We start from the raw sequence: 19,906 nt of genomic DNA, 5'->3' as shown, positions 1-19,906 counted from the left end.
GTCAGCGATCCTGCCCGGTCGCGGGCCCGTCCCGGAACAGCCTCGCCAGCCGAAGCGCCTCGGTTCGGACATCGAATGCCGCGCAGACCCGATCCCGGCCGGCCGCTCCCATCCGCGCCGCGCCCTCCGGATCGGCCAGAACCGTCCCGATCGCCGCAGTCAGGGCGGTGGCACTGCCCGGATCGACGACAAGGCCCGAGACCCCGTCCTCGACCAGTTCGGGGATACCCGCGATCCGGGTCGCGATCACCGGCAGGCCTGCGGCCATCGCCTCCATCAGGACCACCGGCACGCCCTCGGCAAAGCTCGGCAGCACGAAGAGATCGCTGCGGGCCAGGGCTTTGGCCACCTCGTCCTGCGAACGATATCCGGCGAAGACCACGCGGGCCCCGAGCCCCAGACGCGCCGCCTCGGCCTCGATCCGGGCACGTTCGGGCCCGTCGCCGATCAGGGTCAGCCGCGCGTCGGCACAGTTCGCGCCGAGCCGTGCCATCGCCTCGAGCAGAAGCGGCACCCCCTTCACCGCCGCGAGCCGCCCCACGAAGAGAAGCTCGCGCGTCGCGGCAGGGCCGAGCGCGGGATCGCGGCGATAGCGGTCGGGCTCGACCCCGCAATGCACGATCGCCAGTTTCGGCCAGTCGGCGGGGCGGGCATGGATCATAGCCTGGCTGCGACAGAAATGGCTGATGCAGGCGACGAAGCGGGCGCGGCGGATCTTTTCATCCAGCCGCCAGCCCACGGGGTCGAGGAAATCGGCCGGGCCGTGCAGGGTGAAGCTGAAGGGCAGCCCGGCCAGTTCGGCCGCCAGCATCGCGACGGTGGCGCTGGCCTGGGCAAAATGGTTGTGCAGATGGGTCGCGCCCGCGCGCCGCAGATGGCCTGCTAGGATCAGCGCCTCGGCCAGGTAGAAAAGCTGGTACAGCGCGCCCCGCAGCCCCGGCCGTCGGCTCTTCCAGGCCAGCCGCAGCACTCCGGAAAACACCCTGGGCCGCCGCAGCGCCATCAGCAGCGCGCGCCCTGTCGTTCCGGGGCGCCGGGCCGCGTCGAGCACGTAGAAGGTGCTGGCCGCGGCGGCCTTCTCGGCGGGGCCGCGATGATGTTCGGGCCCTGTGCGGCGGATCGAGGCGGTGATCACCTCGATCCCGTGGCCACGCAGCGCCTCGATCTCGCGCAGGATGAACGTGTGCGAAACGGCGGGGTATTCGCCTGTCAGATAGGCGATTCGAACATTGGCAGTCATTTCAGCGTGAAGATCGTTGTATTGATGCGCGGTGCCCGGGCCCCGAGCAGCCGGGTTGTCGCCTTCATGAGATAGATCCTCTGCGTCGCGTCTCTGGCTGGCGGGGGCACGAAGCGGCGGGCGGGTTCCGTTCCCGTACGCTCCGCGATCTGCCGGATAAGCGTCTGCATGGCATCGCGGTCGAACAGCATGCGGTGATCGATGGCCATGCGGTCCCGACCGGGCCAGAAGGCGTTGAAGCGGTCGAAGCCATCGCCGAAACGGGACAGGATCTGGTCCGATGTCGCCGCGTGCCAGTGTGCCAGGGATCGCAGGATCTCGGCCTGGTCGCGCTGGATGGTGAGGACGAGGGAGTTCTCGAAAAGCCCCATCAGCCGGTCTTCTGGGAACTTCCCGCCAGGCATGGTGAAGGGGTAATGCGTCTTGACGACATAGCCCGCCTGCGGGTCGACCGGCATCTCGCCGCGCCGCAGGTGCTGATCGAGATCGATATAAAGCGGACGGTTCCGGTAGGCGGGCAGGTTGTTCAGCAGAAGGTCAATCATGACATGCGTGCCGGACCGCATCCTGGTGGCCACCACGATGCACCGCCGTTCATGATGCCCGATCGCGCCCGGAGGCGAAACAACCCTCCCGTTGGAGAACGGCAAGATCCGACGTCCAACGAAATTGGCGAATGTATGGAAAGACGGCAAAGACATGTCGGAAGCCCGCAGCAAAGACGTTGTCCCGTTATGCATGACTTCAGCCCGAAACTCATCATCATTGTCCCGGTGCCGCACACCTCTCGCGGGCCGCAAATTCCCACCGAAAAAGCCACCGATTATGTAATACTGACGACGGGAATACTGGGAGGGGCGCGATGTACAGACACAACGTCCGGACAATCCTGCGGGATTCCGTCATAGAGTGCGTGCCGCCATCGGTCATGCGTCACGTCATGCCGGCGATACCGTCGGCCTCGCCCTTCATTCCGGCGATCCTCGAGACCCGGACGATCTTCGTGCATGTGCCGAAGGCAGCCGGAACCAGCGTGAAGGTCGAATTCTACGGTCGACCGGAAGGAGGTCATCGCAGGATCATCGAATTCGCGGCCCATGATCCGGGGCGCACCGACGACTTCTTCAAGTTCTCCTTCGTGCGCAATCCCTGGGACAGGCTCCTGTCGGCCCATGCCTATCTGACCGACGGCCGCAAGGCGACCGGCCGCGACCGCCGCTTTGCCAACGAGGTGCTGGCCCTGCATCCCGGCTTCGAGGCTTTCGTGCTGGCACTCGAAGATCCGGGCTTTCGGCGCCAGGCGATGGCCTACGATCATTTCCGGGCCCAGACCTACTGGCTTTGCATGCCTGGCGCCCGCGATCATGCGATGGATTACCTCGGCCGGTTCGAACGCTTCGACGAGGACATGGAAACCCTGCGCCACCGGCTCGGCCGCCCGGGGCGCCCGACCGTTCGCGCGCGCCCGTCGCACCATCCGCCCTATCGGGACGCCTATTCGGCACGGATGCGCGACATCGCGGGCGATATCTATGCCCGCGATGTCGCTCTGTTCGGCTATGCCTTCTGAGCCCCGCTCCGCCCGGATCGCTCAGTCCGGCTCGATCAGGCCAGCTCGATCCGGCCGCTGCCCGCAGTGACGGTCAGGCTCACACCAGTGGCCGAGACCGCGACCGTGGCATCGAACCCCGGATCGATCGTGCCGCTCACGCTGCCGAAGCGTCCGGTCACGCTGTCGGCCGCGATCAGCGCATGGCTGCCCGCCGCCACCCCGGTCAGGTCGAGCACGAGCGCCGCGCCGCCCAGCTCCACCGAGGACACGATATCGGGGGCCTGGGTGCCGTTCACCCCCGAGCGGAACTCGCGGATCGTGGCGAGCCGTCCGTCCCCGGCCAGGAAGCGCAGCTCGGCTCCGGCTTCGAAGCTCAGCCGGGCCTGCGCCCCGCCGAGACCGTCAAAGCCGACACGCGGACCGCCGCCCGTGATTTCCAGGCTCCGCCCCGACCGGATCGTCATCGAGGCCTCCCCATAGGCGCAGAGGAATTCGGCCACGCCATGCGGGTCGGTCGAGCCGTCGATGCGGATATCGGCCGGCCCCGAGAACGCGCCGGTATTGGCAAAGCGTCCGCCCTTGACCGTCAGCGCCAGCGGCGCCGGTCCGGCATAGCCCGCGATCCAGATCTGGCCGCTTTCATCGGTGGTGATCGCGCCCCCGCCGGTGCAGCTCGGCGCGGCCGAGACATTGAGCCGCCCGTTGACCGCATGGACATGCCCGCCGGGGCCGAGATCGAGCCCGGCCACGGTCAGCGTATGGTCCTGGAAGAACACCTTGTGCCCGCCAAGTGCGGCGGTATCGGCCGCGAAGCTGCCCGGGATCAGGTCGCCGCCCCAGTTGTTGGGATTGTCCCAGCGGCAGCCATCCTCGGCCAGGTCCGGCACGAAGGAACAGGGCCCCGCCGATGTCCGCCAGGCCGGCGCGATCCCGAGCGGCGCCTGCATGAAGGCGATGAAATCCCGCACCAGCGCCTGGATCTCGGGGCCTTCATGTTCGCGAAGCCACCAGTAGATCTCCATGATGTCGGTCGTGGTGTCGGGCGCATTGCCACGCTTCGCGTCATACCAGCGGAAGATCGTGGCCTCATTGATGCCGCTCAGATCGAGCCCGTCGGGATTGTAGTCGGGATTGATGCCCGGCCCCCAGTCCGCACAGATGACGGCCCGCTCGCGTCCCTCCAGGTTCTCGAACTCGGCGCCCGGGTCGAAATCCGTGGTGTAGGAATAGCCCTCCAGCCGGAACATGTTCCGTCCGAGCCAGTCGCTGTAGACACGATCGCGATCCGATGCATTGTTCGGGTCGCAATCATGCAGGACGACGACGCGGTCCATCGAGGTCAGCGGCGCACCGATCTTGATGCCCTCGCTCTGCGCCATCCCGGCGCCGGCACCGCTCATGTAGCCGGCATGGGTATAGACGACATCCTGGCACAGCGACCTGTGGCCATTGCCATAGCCATATTGATAGCCGCAGGCCGGATCTTCCGCGTGGTAGGGAACGAAGGCCCCGGTCCCCACCGCAAAGCACTGGTTGCCGTAGGTGAAGGCGCTGGAGCGCATCACCGCGCCGCCGCGCAGCTGGATCAGGGATCCGCCCGAGCCGAAGGTCCAGTTGTCGCGCCACAGGATATGGCGGTTCGAACTGTCGAAATAGACCGGATGCGTCCAGAGATTGGCGCCGGGTTGCGAATACCCGTCAAGCCCCCAGCGCAGATCCGATCCGATGGGCTCGTAGCTGTAGGCATCCGCGACCGGATCCGACACGTAATCCGGCCCCTGGCCGCCCCAGCCGATGAAACAGCCCTGGATGATCACGCCCTGGGGATCCGAGCCGGGCTTGATGCAGGAGGGGCGGTAATTCCCGGACCAGTGTTCCCCGTCCCGCTGCAGCCCGCCCAGCTCGAAGGCCTGCGGCAGAACGCTGTTCCGGACCGTGAAGCGCGGGTGCCGCTCGGCGCCGGGGCTCGAATCCGAATACAGATAGATCTTGTCCTCGTGATAGGTATCCTCGAAGATCACATTCGTGATGCCCGCGCCGCCGACCCCGGAATTCATCGGGAACGCGACCCCGCGGAAGAACAGGCCGTGCTTCTTGCTGCCATTATAGGCCATTCCGGGCATCAACGGGCGTGCGCCGCTGCCATAGGACAGGATGGCATGGGGATGCAGCAGGCCGTCGCCGCCGACATTCAGGTTCGTGACATTGTCCCTGTAGTCATAGCCCCGCTCATAATGCAGGTAGACGGTCCCGAAACCGGAAGTCTCATAAAGGCTCTTCACGATCTCCCGCGCGATATCGGGATGGATCGGCTTCGCCTGGGAGCCGAAATATGTCGCCGGATCATGCGCCACCGTCTGTCCGGAGACGACGCCGCCACCAATGGTCAGCTGGGCGGCGATGTACCAGCCGATCCGGCTCCGGGCCAGCCAGGACCCGACCTCGGCGATGATGTCATCTGCGCCATAGGCGCCCGGCGCGTTGGAAGTATAGAGATCGGCATGCCGTTCGGCAGGCTCCAGCACGGTCGCATCGGTCTCGTCGACCGACAGCTTGATGCCCCGTCCGCAGGACCAGCCGCACATCTGGCGATGCAGCGCGGGCGTCGCCGTCACCGTGACCGCAACGGGGGCCTGTCCGACCGGCTTGACCGACAGCGAGAAGCTGAAGGCCATCCCGGGCGCCCGGTTCACATTGTTCATGACCATATAGGCCAGCGGGTTGGTATCGGCATCCCGCAGGGTCCAGACCGGATCGGGCTTCGCCCCCAGATGGGATGCAGCGAAATCGGCCCGGATTTCCCCTTCATCGACCGTATTGACCAGAACATCGGTCCCCTGCACCGAGACATGGCCGATACCGGGCTGCGATGTCACCGCGATCGCCTCGATGGCGGCCCCGAACGCGCTGGCGGGAATGCGGTGGACCGCGCCGAAATCCACATCGACGGCGAGGGCCTCGTCGCCCCCGCCCGAGGTGCCCGCATTTCCCCAATCGGCATGGTCGAGCCGAAGCAGCACCTCGCCGCTTTCAGGGTTGCGGAGCGTGGCGCTCACGGCGTCCCCCGCAGACGGTCCCTTGATATCGAACTTGGCCATCAGGAAATCCCCCATTTGGACGCGGCATAGGCAAAGGCCGCCGCCTGGCTGGACAGGTCGCGATCGAGGAAGACTTCGCAGAAGCGGCCTCCCATGACGTAGGAACGGAACAGCCGGAGCGTCGTCGCGTCGACCGCTGCGGCATAGGGAAGGACGGCCACCGGGTTGCCGTCGACATAGGCGGTTGCGGTCGCATGACCGGTGAGATCGGCCTTGACCTGAAACACGTGCAGGCCGTCATAGGGGCCGCCGTCGAAGGAGGCCGCCTCTCCGGAAATCGCCAGGCGCCCGGTGAACTGGGAGGCATTGAAGCCCACGATTGCGAGCGTGTTGTCCCCGTTGATCGCGCTGACCAGCGCATCGTTGATGTGATTGACCCCGTCGATGCTGGCGACGATCGTCAGCACCCAGTCCCCATCGGCGGGGAAGAGCGTCGTTCCCGAGTTCTGGAAGTAGTCGCCGACGCCGTCCAGAAGGACCGTGTTGAGCCCGTTCACGTCGCGGGCCGAGACACCGGTCGTGCCGGTGCCGGTCAGAGAGGCGTCCCCGATCTTGTCGGCGATCCGGCTGACCGCCCCGGCCACATGGGTGATGCTGGCCTCGTCCGAGGCATCCCACCAGGCCACCGCACTGGCCGAGCCCTGCGGATCGTAGCCCGAGGCCGCGGGGCTCACGATCCGCGCCGTGCTTGCCAGGGCCGAAAGCGCGCCCGATCCGCTTTTCTGGACCAGATAGACCCTCGCCGCGATCGGCTCGGTCAGTCCCGAGATCGTCAGGATCTGCGTCCCCGCCGCCGTCACCGGCGTCGCGCCGCGATAGGGGGCGGCAAGGGGCGTGCCATCGGCCCCGGTCCCGGCTGCGATCTGCGCAGCCGAGGGCGCGGCTCCGTCGGTGACGACATGGAAGATCCTGCCCTCGCCCTGGTTGGTCGACAGGGTGACCGAGATCTGCCCGGCCGCATTGCGCTGCCCCGAGACATCGCTCAGGACGGCCGGACCCTGCCCGATCGTGACAGCGGGCGAGACCGCCGTCACCGGGACGGACACCCCGGACTGGGTGACGGTCTCGACATAGCGCAGCTGCGTCCCGATATCGGCCGCACTCACGATATGCTCGGTGCCGCTCTCGCCCGGCAGCATCGTCCCGTCGCGGCGCCAGCCCGCGCTGACCGAAAGCGCGCCCAGGCTCGCCGGATAGACCCAGAGAAACGGGGTCGCGCTCAGCGTGGCGCCCGGTTCGGGCGTCCCCGACAGCGCCGGGCGCACGAGGCAGACCGGGCCGGTCTCGAGCGCGCCCAGATCCAGCGCGAAGCTGCCGGCATAGGCGGCGGGCCGGGTCAGCACGAATTCGACCGTCGACCGGGCCCCGTCGGCATAGCCGACCCCGACCGTGCCGTCGCCATTATCCTCGACCCTCAGATTCAGCGCCACAACCGCCGCGCTGGCCGCACTGTCCCGGGTGACCGGGCTGCCGCCGCCGCCCGGGGTCTCGATCTGACGCACCCGGATGCGCTTGCCGATATCGGCCGGCTGCAGCCTGTAGCTTTCGCCGGTCGCACCGGAAATCGCGGCCGCGCCGCGATACCATTGCCAGCTCCGGCTCGATGGCCCGCGCGAGACCGGCCCGGGGGTCGCGGTCAGGAGATTGCCCTCGACCGCGGCGACCTCTGCCAGCAGGGGCGCGGCGTCGATCGACAGCACGGGGGTCTGCGCGATACGGGTCTTGGTATCGGACCAGGCACCGATCCCCAGCGCATTGACTGCCCGGATCTGGATCTCGCCATAATCGGACAGCGCGAAATCCGTCACCCCGTTCCGGCTCTGATCGGGGCCGCCATCGATGCGGTAGCGGATATTGGTGATCGGCGCATTGCCGTCATCGGGCAGGGCGGCGATCCGCACACCGGTTTCGTCGACGCTCCAGTCGGCGGCGGCAAAGGCCCGGGGGACATCGCCAAGCCGGGCCGTGACCGGCTCGGACAGCACAACGCCGCCCGAGGTCTCGGCCCGCACCTGCAGGCGCAGCAGGCCCTCCCGCTCCCAGGCGGTCTCGCCAGCGCTGGACCAGACGAGACCCGCAAGCCCGCTCTGCCGGTCTTCGCCATCCAGCGTGAAACTGGCCACCGTCAGCGTCGCCGGAGCCGCATCGACCATGCCGAGGACGACTTCCACCTCCGCGCCGACCTTGTAAAGCGCGGCGTCAAAGGCGGGCGGGGTGACGAAGGCCGGCGGCGCAGTCCGGATCGGCACCGACAGGCTGTAGCTGCGACCCGCCGCCCGGGCGGTCACATGCAACAGGCCGGGCGCGTCGAAAAGGCCGGTATCGGCGCTGCCGAACTCCTGCGGCGAGGCGGCGGTCCCGAATTCCGCGCCGCCTGCCGTCGATCCCCAGGACAGGCTCTGGATCGGAAACCCGTCCGAGAAAGCGGCGGTGATCCCGCTTGCGCTTCCCGGCCGGGCCGCACCGTCGATCAGGCCCGACAGCGTCAGCGACCGGTTTTCCGATCGCTGACCGCCATTCTGGCCCGAGCCGATGCTGATGCTGAGGCCGATCATCTCAGAACAGCGCCACGATGCCGGTGGCAGTGGTGCCGGTGGCCCAGACCCGGCGCACCCGCAGCGGCAGCGCGATGCCCGAGGCGACGAAGACCGTGCCGGTATCGCCATCGACCGTGGTCACCCGAACGGTGCCCGAGCTTGCGACATTCAGCGCCCGGCTGGCAAAGGGCAGTTCGGCGGAATCGTCGGGCGTCACCTCGGTCAGGCGCGAGGGCGGGCTGTCCAGTCCCTGGGTATGGAGCTTGAAGAGGTCGGCCATGTCTGTCTCCTTTTCGGCCGCATCGGGCCGCCGGACAGGAGCTCCTGTCGCAGCGGCCGGGCAGGGGCCGGAGATGGGTTGCGCGAGAAGGGGGAAGATGCCGCCGCAGCCGTTAAGAATTTCCCGCCCATACGCTCGGAGCTCCCGTCCCAAGCGGGGAGGGCAACAGGCTACCCCCGCTTCCTTTCGCGCGGCCGCTTTGCTAACGCTGCCAGCAAGATGACCTGCAGCGGGGGCATGCCGCGTCGTGAGGATCACATTCGTCATAGCGGTCGCGTCTCTGGCCGGTGGAAACCGCGTGGTGGCGACCTATGCGCGGCTGCTCAAGGCGCGTGGCCATGAGGTCACGGTGGTCTCGCGCCCCCGGCCGCGCCGGACCCTGCGCGATCGGCTGCGCGCCTGGCGCCGCGGCCGGCCGCTGCCCCCGCATCCCCGCTCGCCCCTGTTCGATGCGCTTGGCGACAGCCACAGGGTTCTGGACCGGCGGCGCCCGGTCGTGGCCGAAGACCTTCCCGATGCCGATGTCGTCATCGCCACCTGGTGGGAGACCGCCGAATGGGTCGCCGCGCTGCCCGCCTCGAAGGGCCGCAAGTTCTACCTGCTGCAGGATGTCGAGCTGTTCGACCATCTGCCGGTCGACAGGGTCCGGGCGACCTATGCGCTGCCGCTGCGCAAGCTGGCTGTCTCCGACTACATCCGCGACAGGGTCCGCGAGGAAGCCCCGGACAGCGAGATCGACCTGCTTCCGAATGCGGTCGATCATGCCGTCTTCGATGCGCCTCCCCGCGCGCGGGGAACGCCCCTTACCGTGGGCTTCCTGCACAGCATCGCCCCGCGCAAACGGATCGGCCTGGCCTTCGACGCGGTCGCGTCGGCACGGCTCCGTCTGCCCGACCTGCGCGTCATCTCCTTCGGCACCACCCCTGCGACCGAGGATTTCCCCCCCGATCTGATCTATCGCCGCGCGCCGCCGCAACAGGAGATCCCTAAGCTCTATGCCGCCTGCGACCTGTGGCTGTTCACCAGCGCGCATGAGGGCTTCGGGCTGCCCCTGCTCGAGGCGATGGCCTGCCGGACCCCGGTCCTGGCGACCAGTGCCGGGGCCGCGCCCGACCTGATCGACGGCCGGAACGGCCGCTTGCTGCCGCCCGATCCGGAGGCGTTTTCAGCCGAGATAGAGACGATTTCGCGGATGGATCCCACAGAATGGCGCGCGATGTCGGACGCCGCCCATGCCACCGCGGCCGCCCATTCCTGGGAGGCCGCGACCGATCGGCTGCTCGGCTATCTCAGAGAGGAAATCCGCTCCTAGGGACGGGACGGGACAGGAGAGAGGCAGGGAGGGCCTCAGCCCCTGGCGTCGGCCTGGCGATAGGCGTTCAGAACGACACCCAGCACATTGGTGTGCTCGGCGATCTCGCGCTCGCAGGCATCGAACTGGGCATGCCGCGTGGCCTCGGCCCGGATCACGATCAGCGCGCAGTCGACATTCTTCAGGAAAGCCCGGGTATCGTCGTTGACCAGCACCGAGGGCAGATCGAAGATCATCACATCGGGCTTGTAGACGGCCTCGATCTCGTCCAGCCGCTCGGCGGTCTCCTCGGCCAGCAACAGCCGGGTCGGATCGGTCTCTTGCCGAAGCGAGATCGAGAAGGCGACATTCTCGCCATGCCGCAGCCCCTGCGCGGCGAAGGGCACCCGGCCGCTCAGCATCTCGCCGATACCGTGCTCGGGCGTGACATTCAGGAAATCCTGCACCGAAGGATCGCGCAGGTCGAGATCGAACAGCATCGACCGCAGGTCGCGTTGGCGTCCCAGCGCCAGAGCGAGGTTGCAGGCAACCGTGGTCTTGCCGGAATTCGGCATCGGCGAGGTGATCGCCAGCCGCTTCCAGCCGTTCTGGCGCATCTGCAGCAGCGTCTTGGTGCGCAGGATGTCGAAGGGCGTGGCCTCGGTTCCGGCCTCGCGGGTCACGATCAGGTGCTGGCTCAGCGCCGCCTCGTCCAGATCGGCCGAAGCCAGCGCCTGCCAGGCGCCGTCGGCATCGGTCGCGGGCGTGACCCGGAGCTGCTGGCGGGTCGGCACGGTCGAGGACCGCACGGCGCGGGTCTGGCGGGCTTTCTCGAGAGCGGCCTGTAGCTTTTCCATCGGTCTCTTCTTGTTGCCTGGAGCTGCACCTAACCGGGCAGGATGCTGCTGCCGGAAGACGGCGGCGCCTCCTCCCGGTTCCGCCGCCGGAAACGCGGCCCCCGCTCCTTCGGCGGCTTCATGTAGGGGATCGTGGTGATCGGGGTGATGTCGAAGCGGTTGCTCAACTCGGCTGGCGAGCGGATCGTCCGGTTGAGAAGTTCGAGCAGCATGAAATAGGCCCCGGCCAGGCCGAAGCCCGCCGCCGCGCCAAGCGCCATCACCTTGGTCCGTCCGGGCCCGCTCGGCAGTTGCGGAACGCTGGCATTCTCGATCACCGAGATCCGCTGCCCCTTCGAGGTCGTCTCGATCCGCTCGCTCATCCGGGCCTGGTTGAGATTGCTCACGGCCGCGTTGTAGCGGGTCTGGATGATCTCGTAATCGCGCTCGAGCGCGGCCAGCTGGATGCCGTTCGCCGCACTCTGGGCAATCGCCTTCTGCAGCCGGTCGATCTCGGAATTGGTATTGTCGATCTCCTCCTGAAGGGTCTTCAGGCGGCTGTCCATCTCGGAGAGGGTCGCATCGAGCATCGCCTGTTCCGGCGAGACATCGCCCGCCTCGGCCGCAGCGGTGCCGTCTTCCTTCTGCTCGGCCACGACCTGTTGCAGCCGGTCGACGACCGCCTGCAGGCTGATCACCCGCGGGCTGGTCTCGGAATAGATCGCCTTGGCATTTTCAAGTTCGGCCCGGGCGGCGATCAGCCGGTCTTCCTCGGCGCTGCGCCGGACCGGAAACGCGCCCTGCTTCACCCGTCCCGTCGCCTCGAAGATCCGCACCACATCGGCGCGCTGCGACTGCCCGGCCTTGAGATCGCGCGTCAGCCCCGCCAGACGTTCCTGCAACAGGTTCTGGCGGCCCATCCGGTAGCTCTGGTCATCGGGCAGGGCCTCGGCATTCTGCGACTTGAAACCGGCGATGGCCGAACTCTGGCGGTCGAGCTCCTGGCCCAGCCGGTCGACCTCCTGTTCGAAGAACTGCAGCGTGTTCTCGGCCCGCGACTTGCGGAACTCGGCATTGGTCTGCAGCACCAGAGTGACATATTCATTGACCACATTCGCAGCGATCTGCGGATATTCGGACGAGAACGAGATCGTCATCAGCGTCGCCTGGTTGCGCCCGGCCGAGCGGCGGATCCGGGTCCCGCTGCGCATCTCCGCCACCACCTCGTCGGGCTCCATCTGGCGGATATTCGGGAACACCTTGAAGCGGTTGGCGATATCGATCATGTTGGCGCGGGTCATCAGCCGCTGCTCGATGATGTCGAGCTGTTCGACCGCGTCGGTCTGCACCATCGAGCTGACCATGCTGTCGGGGATCTGCGGCGCCTCGACCAGAAGTCGGGCCGAGGTCGAATAGGTCTCGGGCATCCGCAGCGCCGCCACCACCCCGGCAGCACAGCCCAGCACGATGAACACTAGCATGACCGGCAGACGGCGCAGGAACAGCCTCCAGTAAAGCCGCAGGTCGATCGTCATTCCGCCGCCTTCCCGAACGGCTCGATCGCCCCCGACAGCAGCAGCGGATCCCGGAGCGGCTTGAGGATCAGCCCGTCATCGATCAGCTCGCGGATCGTCGCCTCGTCGACCACGTTCTGGGTCGCGCTCGAGGCATAGACGAGGGCCAGGTCGCACAGCTTGTTCACCATCCTCGGAATGCCCCCGGCCTCCTCGTGGATATGCCGGATCGCCGACGCCGAGAATTCCTCGCCGCTGCCGCCCGCATGTTTCAGCCGGTGCCGGATATAGGTCCGCGTGGTTTCCAGATCCATCGGCTCGAGATGATAGACCGCGCTCACCCGCTGGGCGAACTGACGCAGCGAGGGCTGCCGGATCAGGTCGCGCAGCTCGGGCTGGCCGACCAGCACGATCTGCAGCAGATCGTCCTTGCCGGAATTGATGTTGGTAAGCATCCGCAGCTCCTCGAGCGTTTCGGCGCCCAGGTTCTGGGCCTCGTCGACGATCAGGATCACATGCCGCCCCGCCGCATATTCCTGCAGCACGAAACTCTGGAAGGTCTGGAACAGCGAGACATAATCGGCACCCTCCGGCGCGGCCACGTCAAGCGCGTTAAGCACCCAGCGCAACAGGTCGCCGCGCCCGCCCTGGGCATTCGAGATCAGCCCGACGGTCGCGTCCTCCTCGACCTGGCGCAGCAATGCCTGGATCAGCGTGGTCTTGCCGGTGCCGACCTCGCCCGTCACCACGGTCAGCGGCGCCCGCGAGACCAGACCGAATTCGAGCACCGCGAAAGCCCGGGTATGGGCCTTCGACCAGAACAGGAAATCCGGGTCCGGCGACAGCGAGAAGGGCCGTTCATGGAAACCGAAATGGGCGTTGTAGAGTGAGGTGTTCATACCCTGCTCATGCATGTGGCTGGCCCGGACGCATGCGCCTGTCCGGACGCAGGTGACGTCCCGCCTACGCGGTAGAGCGCGGCCATGACGACATCAAGGCATTCTTTTACTTGGCAAGGATACACGTCTCCCCGTCGGGTTCCTACCCGCTGACAGGCTGATTCGCCGGGACTGCCCCACAAACTCCGTATTCGGTTGCCCGCACATCGACAGTACAGGATGCCACGCCCTACTGTCGTGCAATTCATGTTGGATTTTCGCAACCTTGGCGAGAATTGAGGCAATAAGACGGCCATCTTGGCGTGATTTTGGCGGAAAAATGGCAGAAATTGCAGTCAAGACTTTGATTAAATTTTGTCTAGATGCTAGCCCAGTTGCGGGGGTCAGCGTTGATCTGATCCGAGGCCGTTCGGCATTTTGACCGTCGGTCTCTATGGGGTGATATTTTTCTCAAAGGATCGGCTCTGGCCGATAACTCGACATGACATTGTATTTGACCGACTTGAATGCAGATGCGTCGGCGCGGCCGGTGCTGGGTGCGTTTTCAGTGCGGCGACCTGTGGAAGGCTGGGGGGCCTACCGCAAAGTCTTCAAGCGCATCGTCGATCTGACGCTTGTGCTGCTGAGTGCGCCTTTCAGCGTTCCGCTTATCGCGCTGCTTGCGCTTCTGGTGGCGCTCGACGGGCATAACCCGTTCTACACACAGCTCCGTGTCGGACGGAACGGTCGCTATTTCCGGATCTGGAAACTGCGGAGCATGGTGCCCGATGCCGATCGCATCCTCGAGGCCTATCTGGCCCGCAATCCGGCCGCGCGCCAGGAATGGAACGCCACCCAGAAGCTGAGACACGACCCGCGGATCACCCGGATCGGCCGGGTGCTGCGCAAGCTCTCGCTCGACGAACTGCCGCAGCTCTTCAACGTCTTCAACGGCACCATGGCGCTGGTCGGCCCGCGGCCGATGATGGTCAAGCAGCAGCTGTTCTATCCGGGTCAGGCCTATTACCGGCTGCGTCCCGGCATCACCGGGCTGTGGCAGGTCTCGGACCGCAACGATTGCGATTTCGTGGGCCGGGTCGATTATGACGAGCTCTATGACCGGAACATGTCCCTGCAGACGGATCTGAGCGTGCTTTTCAGAACCGTCTCGGTCGTGGTGCGTGCCACCGGGTATTGAACAGGCCGGACGGCCCCGGCCCGGAACCGGGAGACAGTCCGACCATTCCCCAGTATAAAACCGGGCAGGCCTCAAAGGCCTGCCTGCTCGTGTCTATACCGGAAGCCCAGATCAGAGGACCCGCCCTGTGCCAGCCCCGATCCGCCTTGTCGCCACAGCCGCCCTTCTGAGTGCCAGCCTGATGCTGACGGCCTGCCAATCCTCCGAGGAGAAGGCAGAGGCCCATTACCAGAACGCCCTGACGCTGCTGCAGGAGGGGGATGTCGACCGGGCCATCGTCGAGCTGCGCAACGTCTTCCACGAGGACGGCCGCCACAGGGAGGCGCGCCTCAAGCTGGCCGAACTGCTGCTGCAGAAGGGCAACCGGCAGCAGGCCTACAGCCAGTATCTGCGCCTGGCCGAACAATATCCCGACGATCTCGAGGTCCGGATCGCCCTGGCCGAGATCGCCTTTTCCAGCGGCCGCTGGGACGAGGTCGACCGGCATGGCCAGGCCGCCGAGGCGCTGGCGCCCGAGGATCCCCGGGTGAAGGCGATCGGCATCGCCAGGGCCTATCGCGACGCGGCCGCCGACGAGAACGCGCCGGCCCGCCGCGAGGCCGCGCGCGAGGCCGAGGCGCTGCTGGCCGAGCGGCCGGACAATGCGCTCTTGCATGTGACGCTGCTCGACAATGCGGTGCGCGAGCAGGACACCGACCGCGCGCTGGCCGAAACCGACTGGCTGATCGCGCATGACCCGACCGACATCCGGCCCTATCAGCAGCGGCTGCAGATCCTGGTCGCGCAGGGCGACATGACGGGGGCCGAGGCGCTGCTGCGCGAGATGGTCGCGAAATTCCCCAAGAACAAGGAGAACAAGGCCGCGCTGATCCGGTTCTACCTGGCACAGAAGGATCTCGACGGGGCCGAGGCCTTCCTGCGCGAACTGGCCGCCGCCGCCGCGCCCGACGATCCCGGTCCCATGATCGACCTGATCCGGTTCCTCGCCGAGCTGCGCGGCCCCGAAGCCGCCCGCTCGGCGATCGACGACGCGATCGCCGAACGCCCCGATCCGGTGCCGTTCCAGATGATCGGCGCCGCGCTCGATTTCGAGGCGGGCCGCCGCGACCAGGCGATCTCGACGCTGGAAGCGATCCTGGACGGGGCCGAGCCGTCCGAGCAGACCCGCAACATCAAGGTCGCACTGGCCCGGATGCTGCTGGCCACCGGCAACGAGGTCGGCGCGCGCCAGCGGGTCGAGGAGGTGCTGGCCGAGGATGCCGCCCAGCCCGAAGCGCTGAAGATGCAGGCCGCCTGGCAGATCCAGTCCGACGAGACCGATGCCGCGATCGCCGGGCTGCGCACCGCGCTCGACCACGCCCCGAACGATTCCCAGGCCATGACGCTGATGGCCGAGGCCTATATCCGGGCCGGACGGCCCGAACTGGCGAATGATTATCTCTCGCTCGCGGTCGACGCCTCGGGCAACGCTCCGGCCGAAACGCTGCGCTATGCCCGCAAGCTGATCGAGGACGGCCGCCTGCAACCGGCCGAGGACATCCTGCTGGCCGCGCTCCGGCTGGCCCCCGATAACGGCGATCTTCTGAACTCGCTGGGCCGGCTCTATCTGCAGATGAAGGATTACGGCCGCGCCCGGCATGTGGCCGACACGCTGCGGCGGCTTGGCGACGCGGACTCGGTCGCGGCCGCCGACCGCATCGAGACCGAGCGGCTGAACCTGCAACGCGGCACCGACGAGGCGATCTCCTATCTCGAACAGCTCGCCGGAACCGCCGATGCCGGCCTCTCGGCCAAGATCGACCTGATCCGTGCGCGGCTGGCGACCGGCGATGTCGATGCGGCGCTGGCCCAGGCCGAGAAGCTGCGACAGGACCATCCCGACGACGACACCGTCGCCGTGATCCTGGCCGCCACCTATGGCGCGCAGGGCACGCTCGACCGGGCCGCCGAGATCTATCGGGATCTGCTTCGGAAAGATCCGAACCGGCCCGGGATCTGGCTCGAACTGTCGAACCTGCAGATGCGCCAGGGCGACCGCGCCGCCGCGGCCGCCTCGATCGGCAAGGGGCTCGAGCAGACGCCCGACGATCCGAGACTGCTCTGGGCCAGGGCCTCGATGCTGGAACGGGACGGCGATATCGACGGAGCCATCGAGATCTACGAATCGCTTTACGCCCGGAACTCCTCTTCGCTGGTGGTGGCCAACAACCTCGCCAGCCTGCTGGCAACCTATCGCGACGATGCCGAAAGCCTCGACCGTGCCTGGACCGTGGCCCGGCGCTTCCGCGACACCAAGGTCCCGGCGATGCAGGACACCTATGGCTGGATCGCCCTGCGGCGCGGCGAAGGCGCCGAGGCGCTGCCCTATCTCGAGGCCGCCGCCAGGGGGCTGCCCGACGACCCGCTGGTCCATTACCATCTCGGGCAGGCCTATGTCGCGCTGTCGCGACCGGCCGACGCGCTCGAGCAGTTTCGCAAGGCGGTCGAGATCGCCGGGCCCGCCGACCGGCGGCCGCAGATCGAGGAGGCGCGTGCACAGATCGAGTCGCTCGGCACCGCGGCCCCGGCCGAAAACTGAACCTCTGGCCGCCCGGCCGGGAGCACGCGCCCCGGACCGGACGCCCTTCCGAGTGTGTCACCGGCACGTCAATCGCCCGACATCTCGGCACGGATCGGCAATCTGTACTTTTCCCGGGCCTGCTTTGCCGACAACACTAACCGCAAAACAGGCAGGAAAGCGGAAGATCATGCTGTATCTGAAACGGTTCCTTTCCGGCATCGTGCTGATCCTGGCGGCAACCGCCGCGACGGCACAGCAGGAATACCGGGTCCGCCCCGGCGACACCTTGGCCATCGAGGTGCTCGAAGACACCACGCTCAACCGGACGGCGGTCGTGCTGCCAGATGGCCGGTTCAGCTTCCCCTTCGCCGGCACGATCCCGGCGGCAGGGCGCACCGTGGGCCAGATCCAGACCGCGGTCACCCAGGCCATTGCCTCGAATTTCGCGGTGTCCCCGAATGTCTTCGTCTCGGTCCAGCCCGGCCTGGGCTCGCCCTATGACGGGGCGGCGACAGATGCGATCGACGTGTTCTTCCTCGGCGAGGTGAACGCGCCCGGCCTGGTCCAGGTGGCGAAAGGGACCACCTTCCTGCAGGGCCTGGCCCAGAGCGGCGGGCTGACCCGCTTCGCCGCGACCAAGCGGATCCAGCTGCGCCGGACCGATCCCCGGACCAATGTGCAGAAGGTCTATCAGATCGATTACAAGTCCCTCAGCCGGGGCGCCGTTCTGGCCAAGGACATCCGGCTTCTGGACGGGGACGTGATCCTGGTTCCGGAGCGGCGCCTGTTCGAGTGATCCGGTGAGGCGGCGCAGGACATACCGGCTGACGGGCGGGCTCGCGGCAGCGGGTCTGGTCCTGATCTGCGTTCCTCCCGCCGCCGCGCAGGAGCCGGGCGGGCTCGAGGCCAAACTGCGCTTCTCGCAGCGCCTGACCCAGGAAGACGGCACCCTCAGCACGACCACGGGGCTCGGGGCGACCCTGTCGAGCCGGACCCGCACCGAATCCTTCCTGTTCAGCGCGGATAGCGGGCTGGAACAGGATTTCGACGGCAGCGCCCTGCAACAGAAGGACCCGCGGCTGATCCTGTCCTATGGCCGCGAAAGCCTGTCGAGCGCGCTGGCCGCCGATTTCAGCTATCGCCAGAGCGATGTCGACTCGCTGTCGGAGGATGACGATCTCGCCGATGGCGTGCTGCGGCTGGATGAGGGGCTGCTCAAGCGCTATTCCGGCAATCTCTCGCTCGAGCTCGGCCGCGACGCCCCGTTCGGCGCCACCGTCGATCTGGGCTATTCCGCCAAGACCTATTCCGAGACCTCCGATCCCGACCTGCTCGACGAGGAAAGCGTCAATGCGACGCTGGCGCTGCGCTTCGATCTCGATCCGCGGATCTCGACCGGGCTGCGCAGCTCGGTCAGCGAGACCGACCGCGACGATCCGGGGCAGGATACCAGCTCGGCTTCGATCGGCGGAACGCTCGATTTCGGCGTCACCAAGACGCTCAGCACCAATGCCTATCTCGGTTACAGCCGGGTGACCAAATCCGTGCCCGGGCGTCCGGAAGACGTCCAGAAGGGGCTGGCCTATACCCTGTCCTTTACCGAGCTGCGCCCGAATGGCGATCTGTCGGGCAGCCTCGGTTCGGATATCGACGAGGCCGGCCGGCGCACCACCGCCCGCCTCGACCGCAGCTTCGAGTTTCCGGGCAGCGCGCTCCGGGCCGGGATCGGGATCAGCACCTCCGCAGACGATGACCTGCGTCCGCTTCTCAGCTTCTCCTATGACCGGAGCCTGAAGCGCGGGACCTTCGGCATGAAGCTCGATCAGGCCTTCTCGACCGATTCCGATGGCGAAGAGGCGCTGAACTCGGATTTCCGCGTCACCTACCGCCAGGAACTGACGCCGCTCTCCAGCCTGCAGGCCGGGGTGATCCTGCGCGACACCGATTTCGTCGACGACTCCCGTACCGACAGCCGCAAATTGCAGCTCGACCTGGTCTACCGCCACGCGCTGGCCGAGGACTGGAACCTGGTCGGCGGCTACAGCCACAGCATCTCGGACAAGTCGGACGACGACCGCGACCATTCCAGCAAGGTCTTCATCGGACTGGAGAAGGCCGCCCAATGGCGGTTCTGAGGCGCGGCCGGACGGTCCTGGTCGGGCTGATCGCCCTTTGCACCCTGCTCGAGCTGACACTGTCGCTGTCCGATGCCGGGCTGCTGGCGCCCCGGCTGCGGGCGCTGGCCTATGATTATGGCGGGTTCTGGCCGGGGCTTCTGGGCAACTGGAAACCGAACTATCCCGCCCAGCCCTGGGCGATGTTCGTCACCTACAGCATCCTGCATGGCGGCCCGGCCCATCTTGGCGTGAACATGGTCACGCTCTGGTCGCTGGGAAGCGCGGTGATCGACCGGGTCGGGGCCTGGCGCTTCGCGCTGCTTTACGTGGCCTCGATCCTCGGGGGCGCGGCGGGCTTCGCGCTGCTGGCCCCCGACCTGCGGCCGATGGTGGGGGCCTCGGGGGCCTTGTTCGGACTGGCGGGCGGGCTGATCGCCTGGGCCTCGCTCGACCGCGTCACCTATCGCGAGACACTCTGGCCGGTGATCCGGGCGGTGCTGCTGCTGTTGGGGCTGAACGTGGTGCTGTGGTGGGCAATGGACGGCATGCTGGCCTGGCAGACCCATCTGGGCGGCTTTCTGACCGGCGCCCTCTCTGCGCTGGCCCTCGACCGCCGGGCGCTCGGCCCCGAAGAGGCCTGAAGAAGCCCGAAGACATGGCGGCCGGGCCTCTCATCGGACGGCCTGATCGGGGGCGTTCAGCATCGCGAATGCGGACGGAGGCGCACCGCCCCGTCTGCAATCATCGCCACGATACAACATAATGTATATTACAGGCGATGAATTCCTCTGCAGGATCAAGGCCC

Annotated in this window: 15 protein-coding genes; 7 read left to right on the top strand and 8 right to left on the bottom strand. The window is 67.0% G+C overall.

Translation table 11 applies throughout. The features are described 5' to 3' along the window. Position 1: 1 nt before the first annotated feature. Together B5V46_RS19365 and B5V46_RS19360 are read right to left on the bottom strand one after the other, a co-directional pair. On the bottom strand, positions 2 to 1,240 hold the full coding sequence (locus tag B5V46_RS19365) for a glycosyltransferase (RefSeq protein ID WP_080618371.1): 1,239 nt from the start codon (positions 1,238 to 1,240) through the stop codon (positions 2 to 4). Continuing rightward, a complete protein-coding gene (locus B5V46_RS19360) occupies positions 1,237 to 1,959 on the bottom strand; it encodes a hypothetical protein (protein WP_155774218.1) in 723 nt (240 codons plus the stop codon). The genes B5V46_RS19365 and B5V46_RS19360 overlap by 4 nt, the downstream gene beginning before the upstream one ends. A 221-nt stretch (positions 1,960 to 2,180) precedes the next feature. Between B5V46_RS19360 and B5V46_RS19355 the strand changes: the two genes are divergently transcribed. Further along, complete coding sequence (locus tag B5V46_RS19355; RefSeq protein WP_196774428.1) at positions 2,181 to 2,810, top strand: sulfotransferase family 2 domain-containing protein; 630 nt, start codon at positions 2,181 to 2,183, stop codon at positions 2,808 to 2,810. Positions 2,811 to 2,845: 35 nt separating this feature from the next. Here the strand turns inward: B5V46_RS19355 and B5V46_RS19350 are convergent, their stop codons facing one another. Genes B5V46_RS19350 through B5V46_RS19340 form a run of 3 tightly spaced genes read right to left on the bottom strand, consistent with a single transcriptional unit; the run spans position 2,846 to position 8,707 of the window. Then, on the bottom strand, positions 2,846 to 5,890 hold the full coding sequence (locus B5V46_RS19350) for a hypothetical protein (RefSeq protein ID WP_196774427.1): 3,045 nt from the start codon (positions 5,888 to 5,890) through the stop codon (positions 2,846 to 2,848). Then, positions 5,890 to 8,445 carry a hypothetical protein gene (locus B5V46_RS19345; RefSeq protein WP_080618364.1) on the bottom strand — a complete coding sequence of 852 codons (2,556 nt, stop codon included), beginning with the start codon at positions 8,443 to 8,445 and terminating at the stop codon, positions 5,890 to 5,892. The genes B5V46_RS19350 and B5V46_RS19345 overlap by 1 nt, the downstream gene beginning before the upstream one ends. 1 nt (position 8,446) lies before the next feature. Beyond that, on the bottom strand, positions 8,447 to 8,707 hold the full coding sequence (locus tag B5V46_RS19340) for a hypothetical protein (protein ID WP_080618362.1): 261 nt from the start codon (positions 8,705 to 8,707) through the stop codon (positions 8,447 to 8,449). 247 nt (positions 8,708 to 8,954) lie between these two features. Between B5V46_RS19340 and B5V46_RS19335 the strand changes: the two genes are divergently transcribed. Further along, positions 8,955 to 10,019, top strand: a complete 1,065-nt coding sequence (locus B5V46_RS19335) for a glycosyltransferase family 4 protein (RefSeq protein ID WP_080618360.1) — start codon at positions 8,955 to 8,957, stop codon at positions 10,017 to 10,019. 35 nt (positions 10,020 to 10,054) lie between these two features. On the opposite strand, the gene B5V46_RS19330 is transcribed toward B5V46_RS19335, so the two are convergent. Genes B5V46_RS19330 through B5V46_RS19320 form a run of 3 tightly spaced genes read right to left on the bottom strand, consistent with a single transcriptional unit; the run spans position 10,055 to position 13,247 of the window. Then, positions 10,055 to 10,855: a CpsD/CapB family tyrosine-protein kinase gene (locus tag B5V46_RS19330; RefSeq protein WP_080618358.1), complete on the bottom strand. Its 801-nt coding sequence runs from the start codon at positions 10,853 to 10,855 to the stop codon at positions 10,055 to 10,057. Positions 10,856 to 10,884: 29 nt separating this feature from the next. After that, on the bottom strand, positions 10,885 to 12,369 hold the full coding sequence (locus B5V46_RS19325) for a chain length-determining protein (RefSeq protein WP_080618357.1): 1,485 nt from the start codon (positions 12,367 to 12,369) through the stop codon (positions 10,885 to 10,887). Then, positions 12,366 to 13,247: an ExeA family protein gene (locus tag B5V46_RS19320; protein WP_080618355.1), complete on the bottom strand. Its 882-nt coding sequence runs from the start codon at positions 13,245 to 13,247 to the stop codon at positions 12,366 to 12,368. The genes B5V46_RS19325 and B5V46_RS19320 overlap by 4 nt, the downstream gene beginning before the upstream one ends. 502 nt (positions 13,248 to 13,749) lie before the next feature. Here B5V46_RS19320 and B5V46_RS19315 point away from each other — a divergent pair. The 5 genes from B5V46_RS19315 (at position 13,750) to B5V46_RS19295 (ending at position 19,742) form a co-directional block, all read left to right on the top strand. Beyond that, complete coding sequence (locus B5V46_RS19315; protein ID WP_231119347.1) at positions 13,750 to 14,424, top strand: sugar transferase; 675 nt, start codon at positions 13,750 to 13,752, stop codon at positions 14,422 to 14,424. 127 nt (positions 14,425 to 14,551) lie between these two features. Further along, positions 14,552 to 17,002: a tetratricopeptide repeat protein gene (locus B5V46_RS19310; protein ID WP_231119346.1), complete on the top strand. Its 2,451-nt coding sequence runs from the start codon at positions 14,552 to 14,554 to the stop codon at positions 17,000 to 17,002. Between the two features lie 169 nt (positions 17,003 to 17,171). After that, positions 17,172 to 17,780, top strand: a complete 609-nt coding sequence (locus tag B5V46_RS19305) for a polysaccharide biosynthesis/export family protein (RefSeq protein ID WP_080618352.1) — start codon at positions 17,172 to 17,174, stop codon at positions 17,778 to 17,780. Positions 17,781 to 17,784: 4 nt separating this feature from the next. Further along, positions 17,785 to 19,119, top strand: coding sequence for a hypothetical protein (locus B5V46_RS19300; RefSeq protein WP_080618350.1), 1,335 nt, complete (start codon positions 17,785 to 17,787; stop codon positions 19,117 to 19,119). Then, positions 19,107 to 19,742, top strand: coding sequence for a rhomboid family intramembrane serine protease (locus tag B5V46_RS19295; protein ID WP_080618348.1), 636 nt, complete (start codon positions 19,107 to 19,109; stop codon positions 19,740 to 19,742). The genes B5V46_RS19300 and B5V46_RS19295 overlap by 13 nt, the downstream gene beginning before the upstream one ends. The last annotated feature ends 164 nt before the right edge of the window (positions 19,743 to 19,906 follow it).

Origin of the sequence: Rhodovulum sp. MB263, from assembly GCF_002073975.1 — a bacterium.
Classification (GTDB): Bacteria; Pseudomonadota; Alphaproteobacteria; order Rhodobacterales; family Rhodobacteraceae; genus Rhodovulum.
Note: the sequence above shows the minus strand (reverse complement) of the source record. Positions and strands in the feature narration are given on the sequence as shown.

Coding starts and splice junctions, on each gene's coding strand:
- B5V46_RS19365 (WP_080618371.1), bottom strand. CDS start 1,240: ATGACTGCCAATGTTCGAATCGCCTATCTGACAGGCGAATACCCCGCC.
- B5V46_RS19355 (WP_196774428.1), top strand. CDS start 2,181: ATGCCGGCGATACCGTCGGCCTCGCCCTTCATTCCGGCGATCCTCGAG.
- B5V46_RS19350 (WP_196774427.1), bottom strand. CDS start 5,890: ATGGCCAAGTTCGATATCAAGGGACCGTCTGCGGGGGACGCCGTGAGC.
- B5V46_RS19345 (WP_080618364.1), bottom strand. CDS start 8,445: ATGATCGGCCTCAGCATCAGCATCGGCTCGGGCCAGAATGGCGGTCAG.
- B5V46_RS19340 (WP_080618362.1), bottom strand. CDS start 8,707: ATGGCCGACCTCTTCAAGCTCCATACCCAGGGACTGGACAGCCCGCCC.
- B5V46_RS19330 (WP_080618358.1), bottom strand. CDS start 10,855: ATGGAAAAGCTACAGGCCGCTCTCGAGAAAGCCCGCCAGACCCGCGCC.
- B5V46_RS19325 (WP_080618357.1), bottom strand. CDS start 12,369: ATGACGATCGACCTGCGGCTTTACTGGAGGCTGTTCCTGCGCCGTCTG.
- B5V46_RS19320 (WP_080618355.1), bottom strand. CDS start 13,247: ATGAACACCTCACTCTACAACGCCCATTTCGGTTTCCATGAACGGCCC.
- B5V46_RS19305 (WP_080618352.1), top strand. CDS start 17,172: ATGCTGTATCTGAAACGGTTCCTTTCCGGCATCGTGCTGATCCTGGCG.
- B5V46_RS19295 (WP_080618348.1), top strand. CDS start 19,107: ATGGCGGTTCTGAGGCGCGGCCGGACGGTCCTGGTCGGGCTGATCGCC.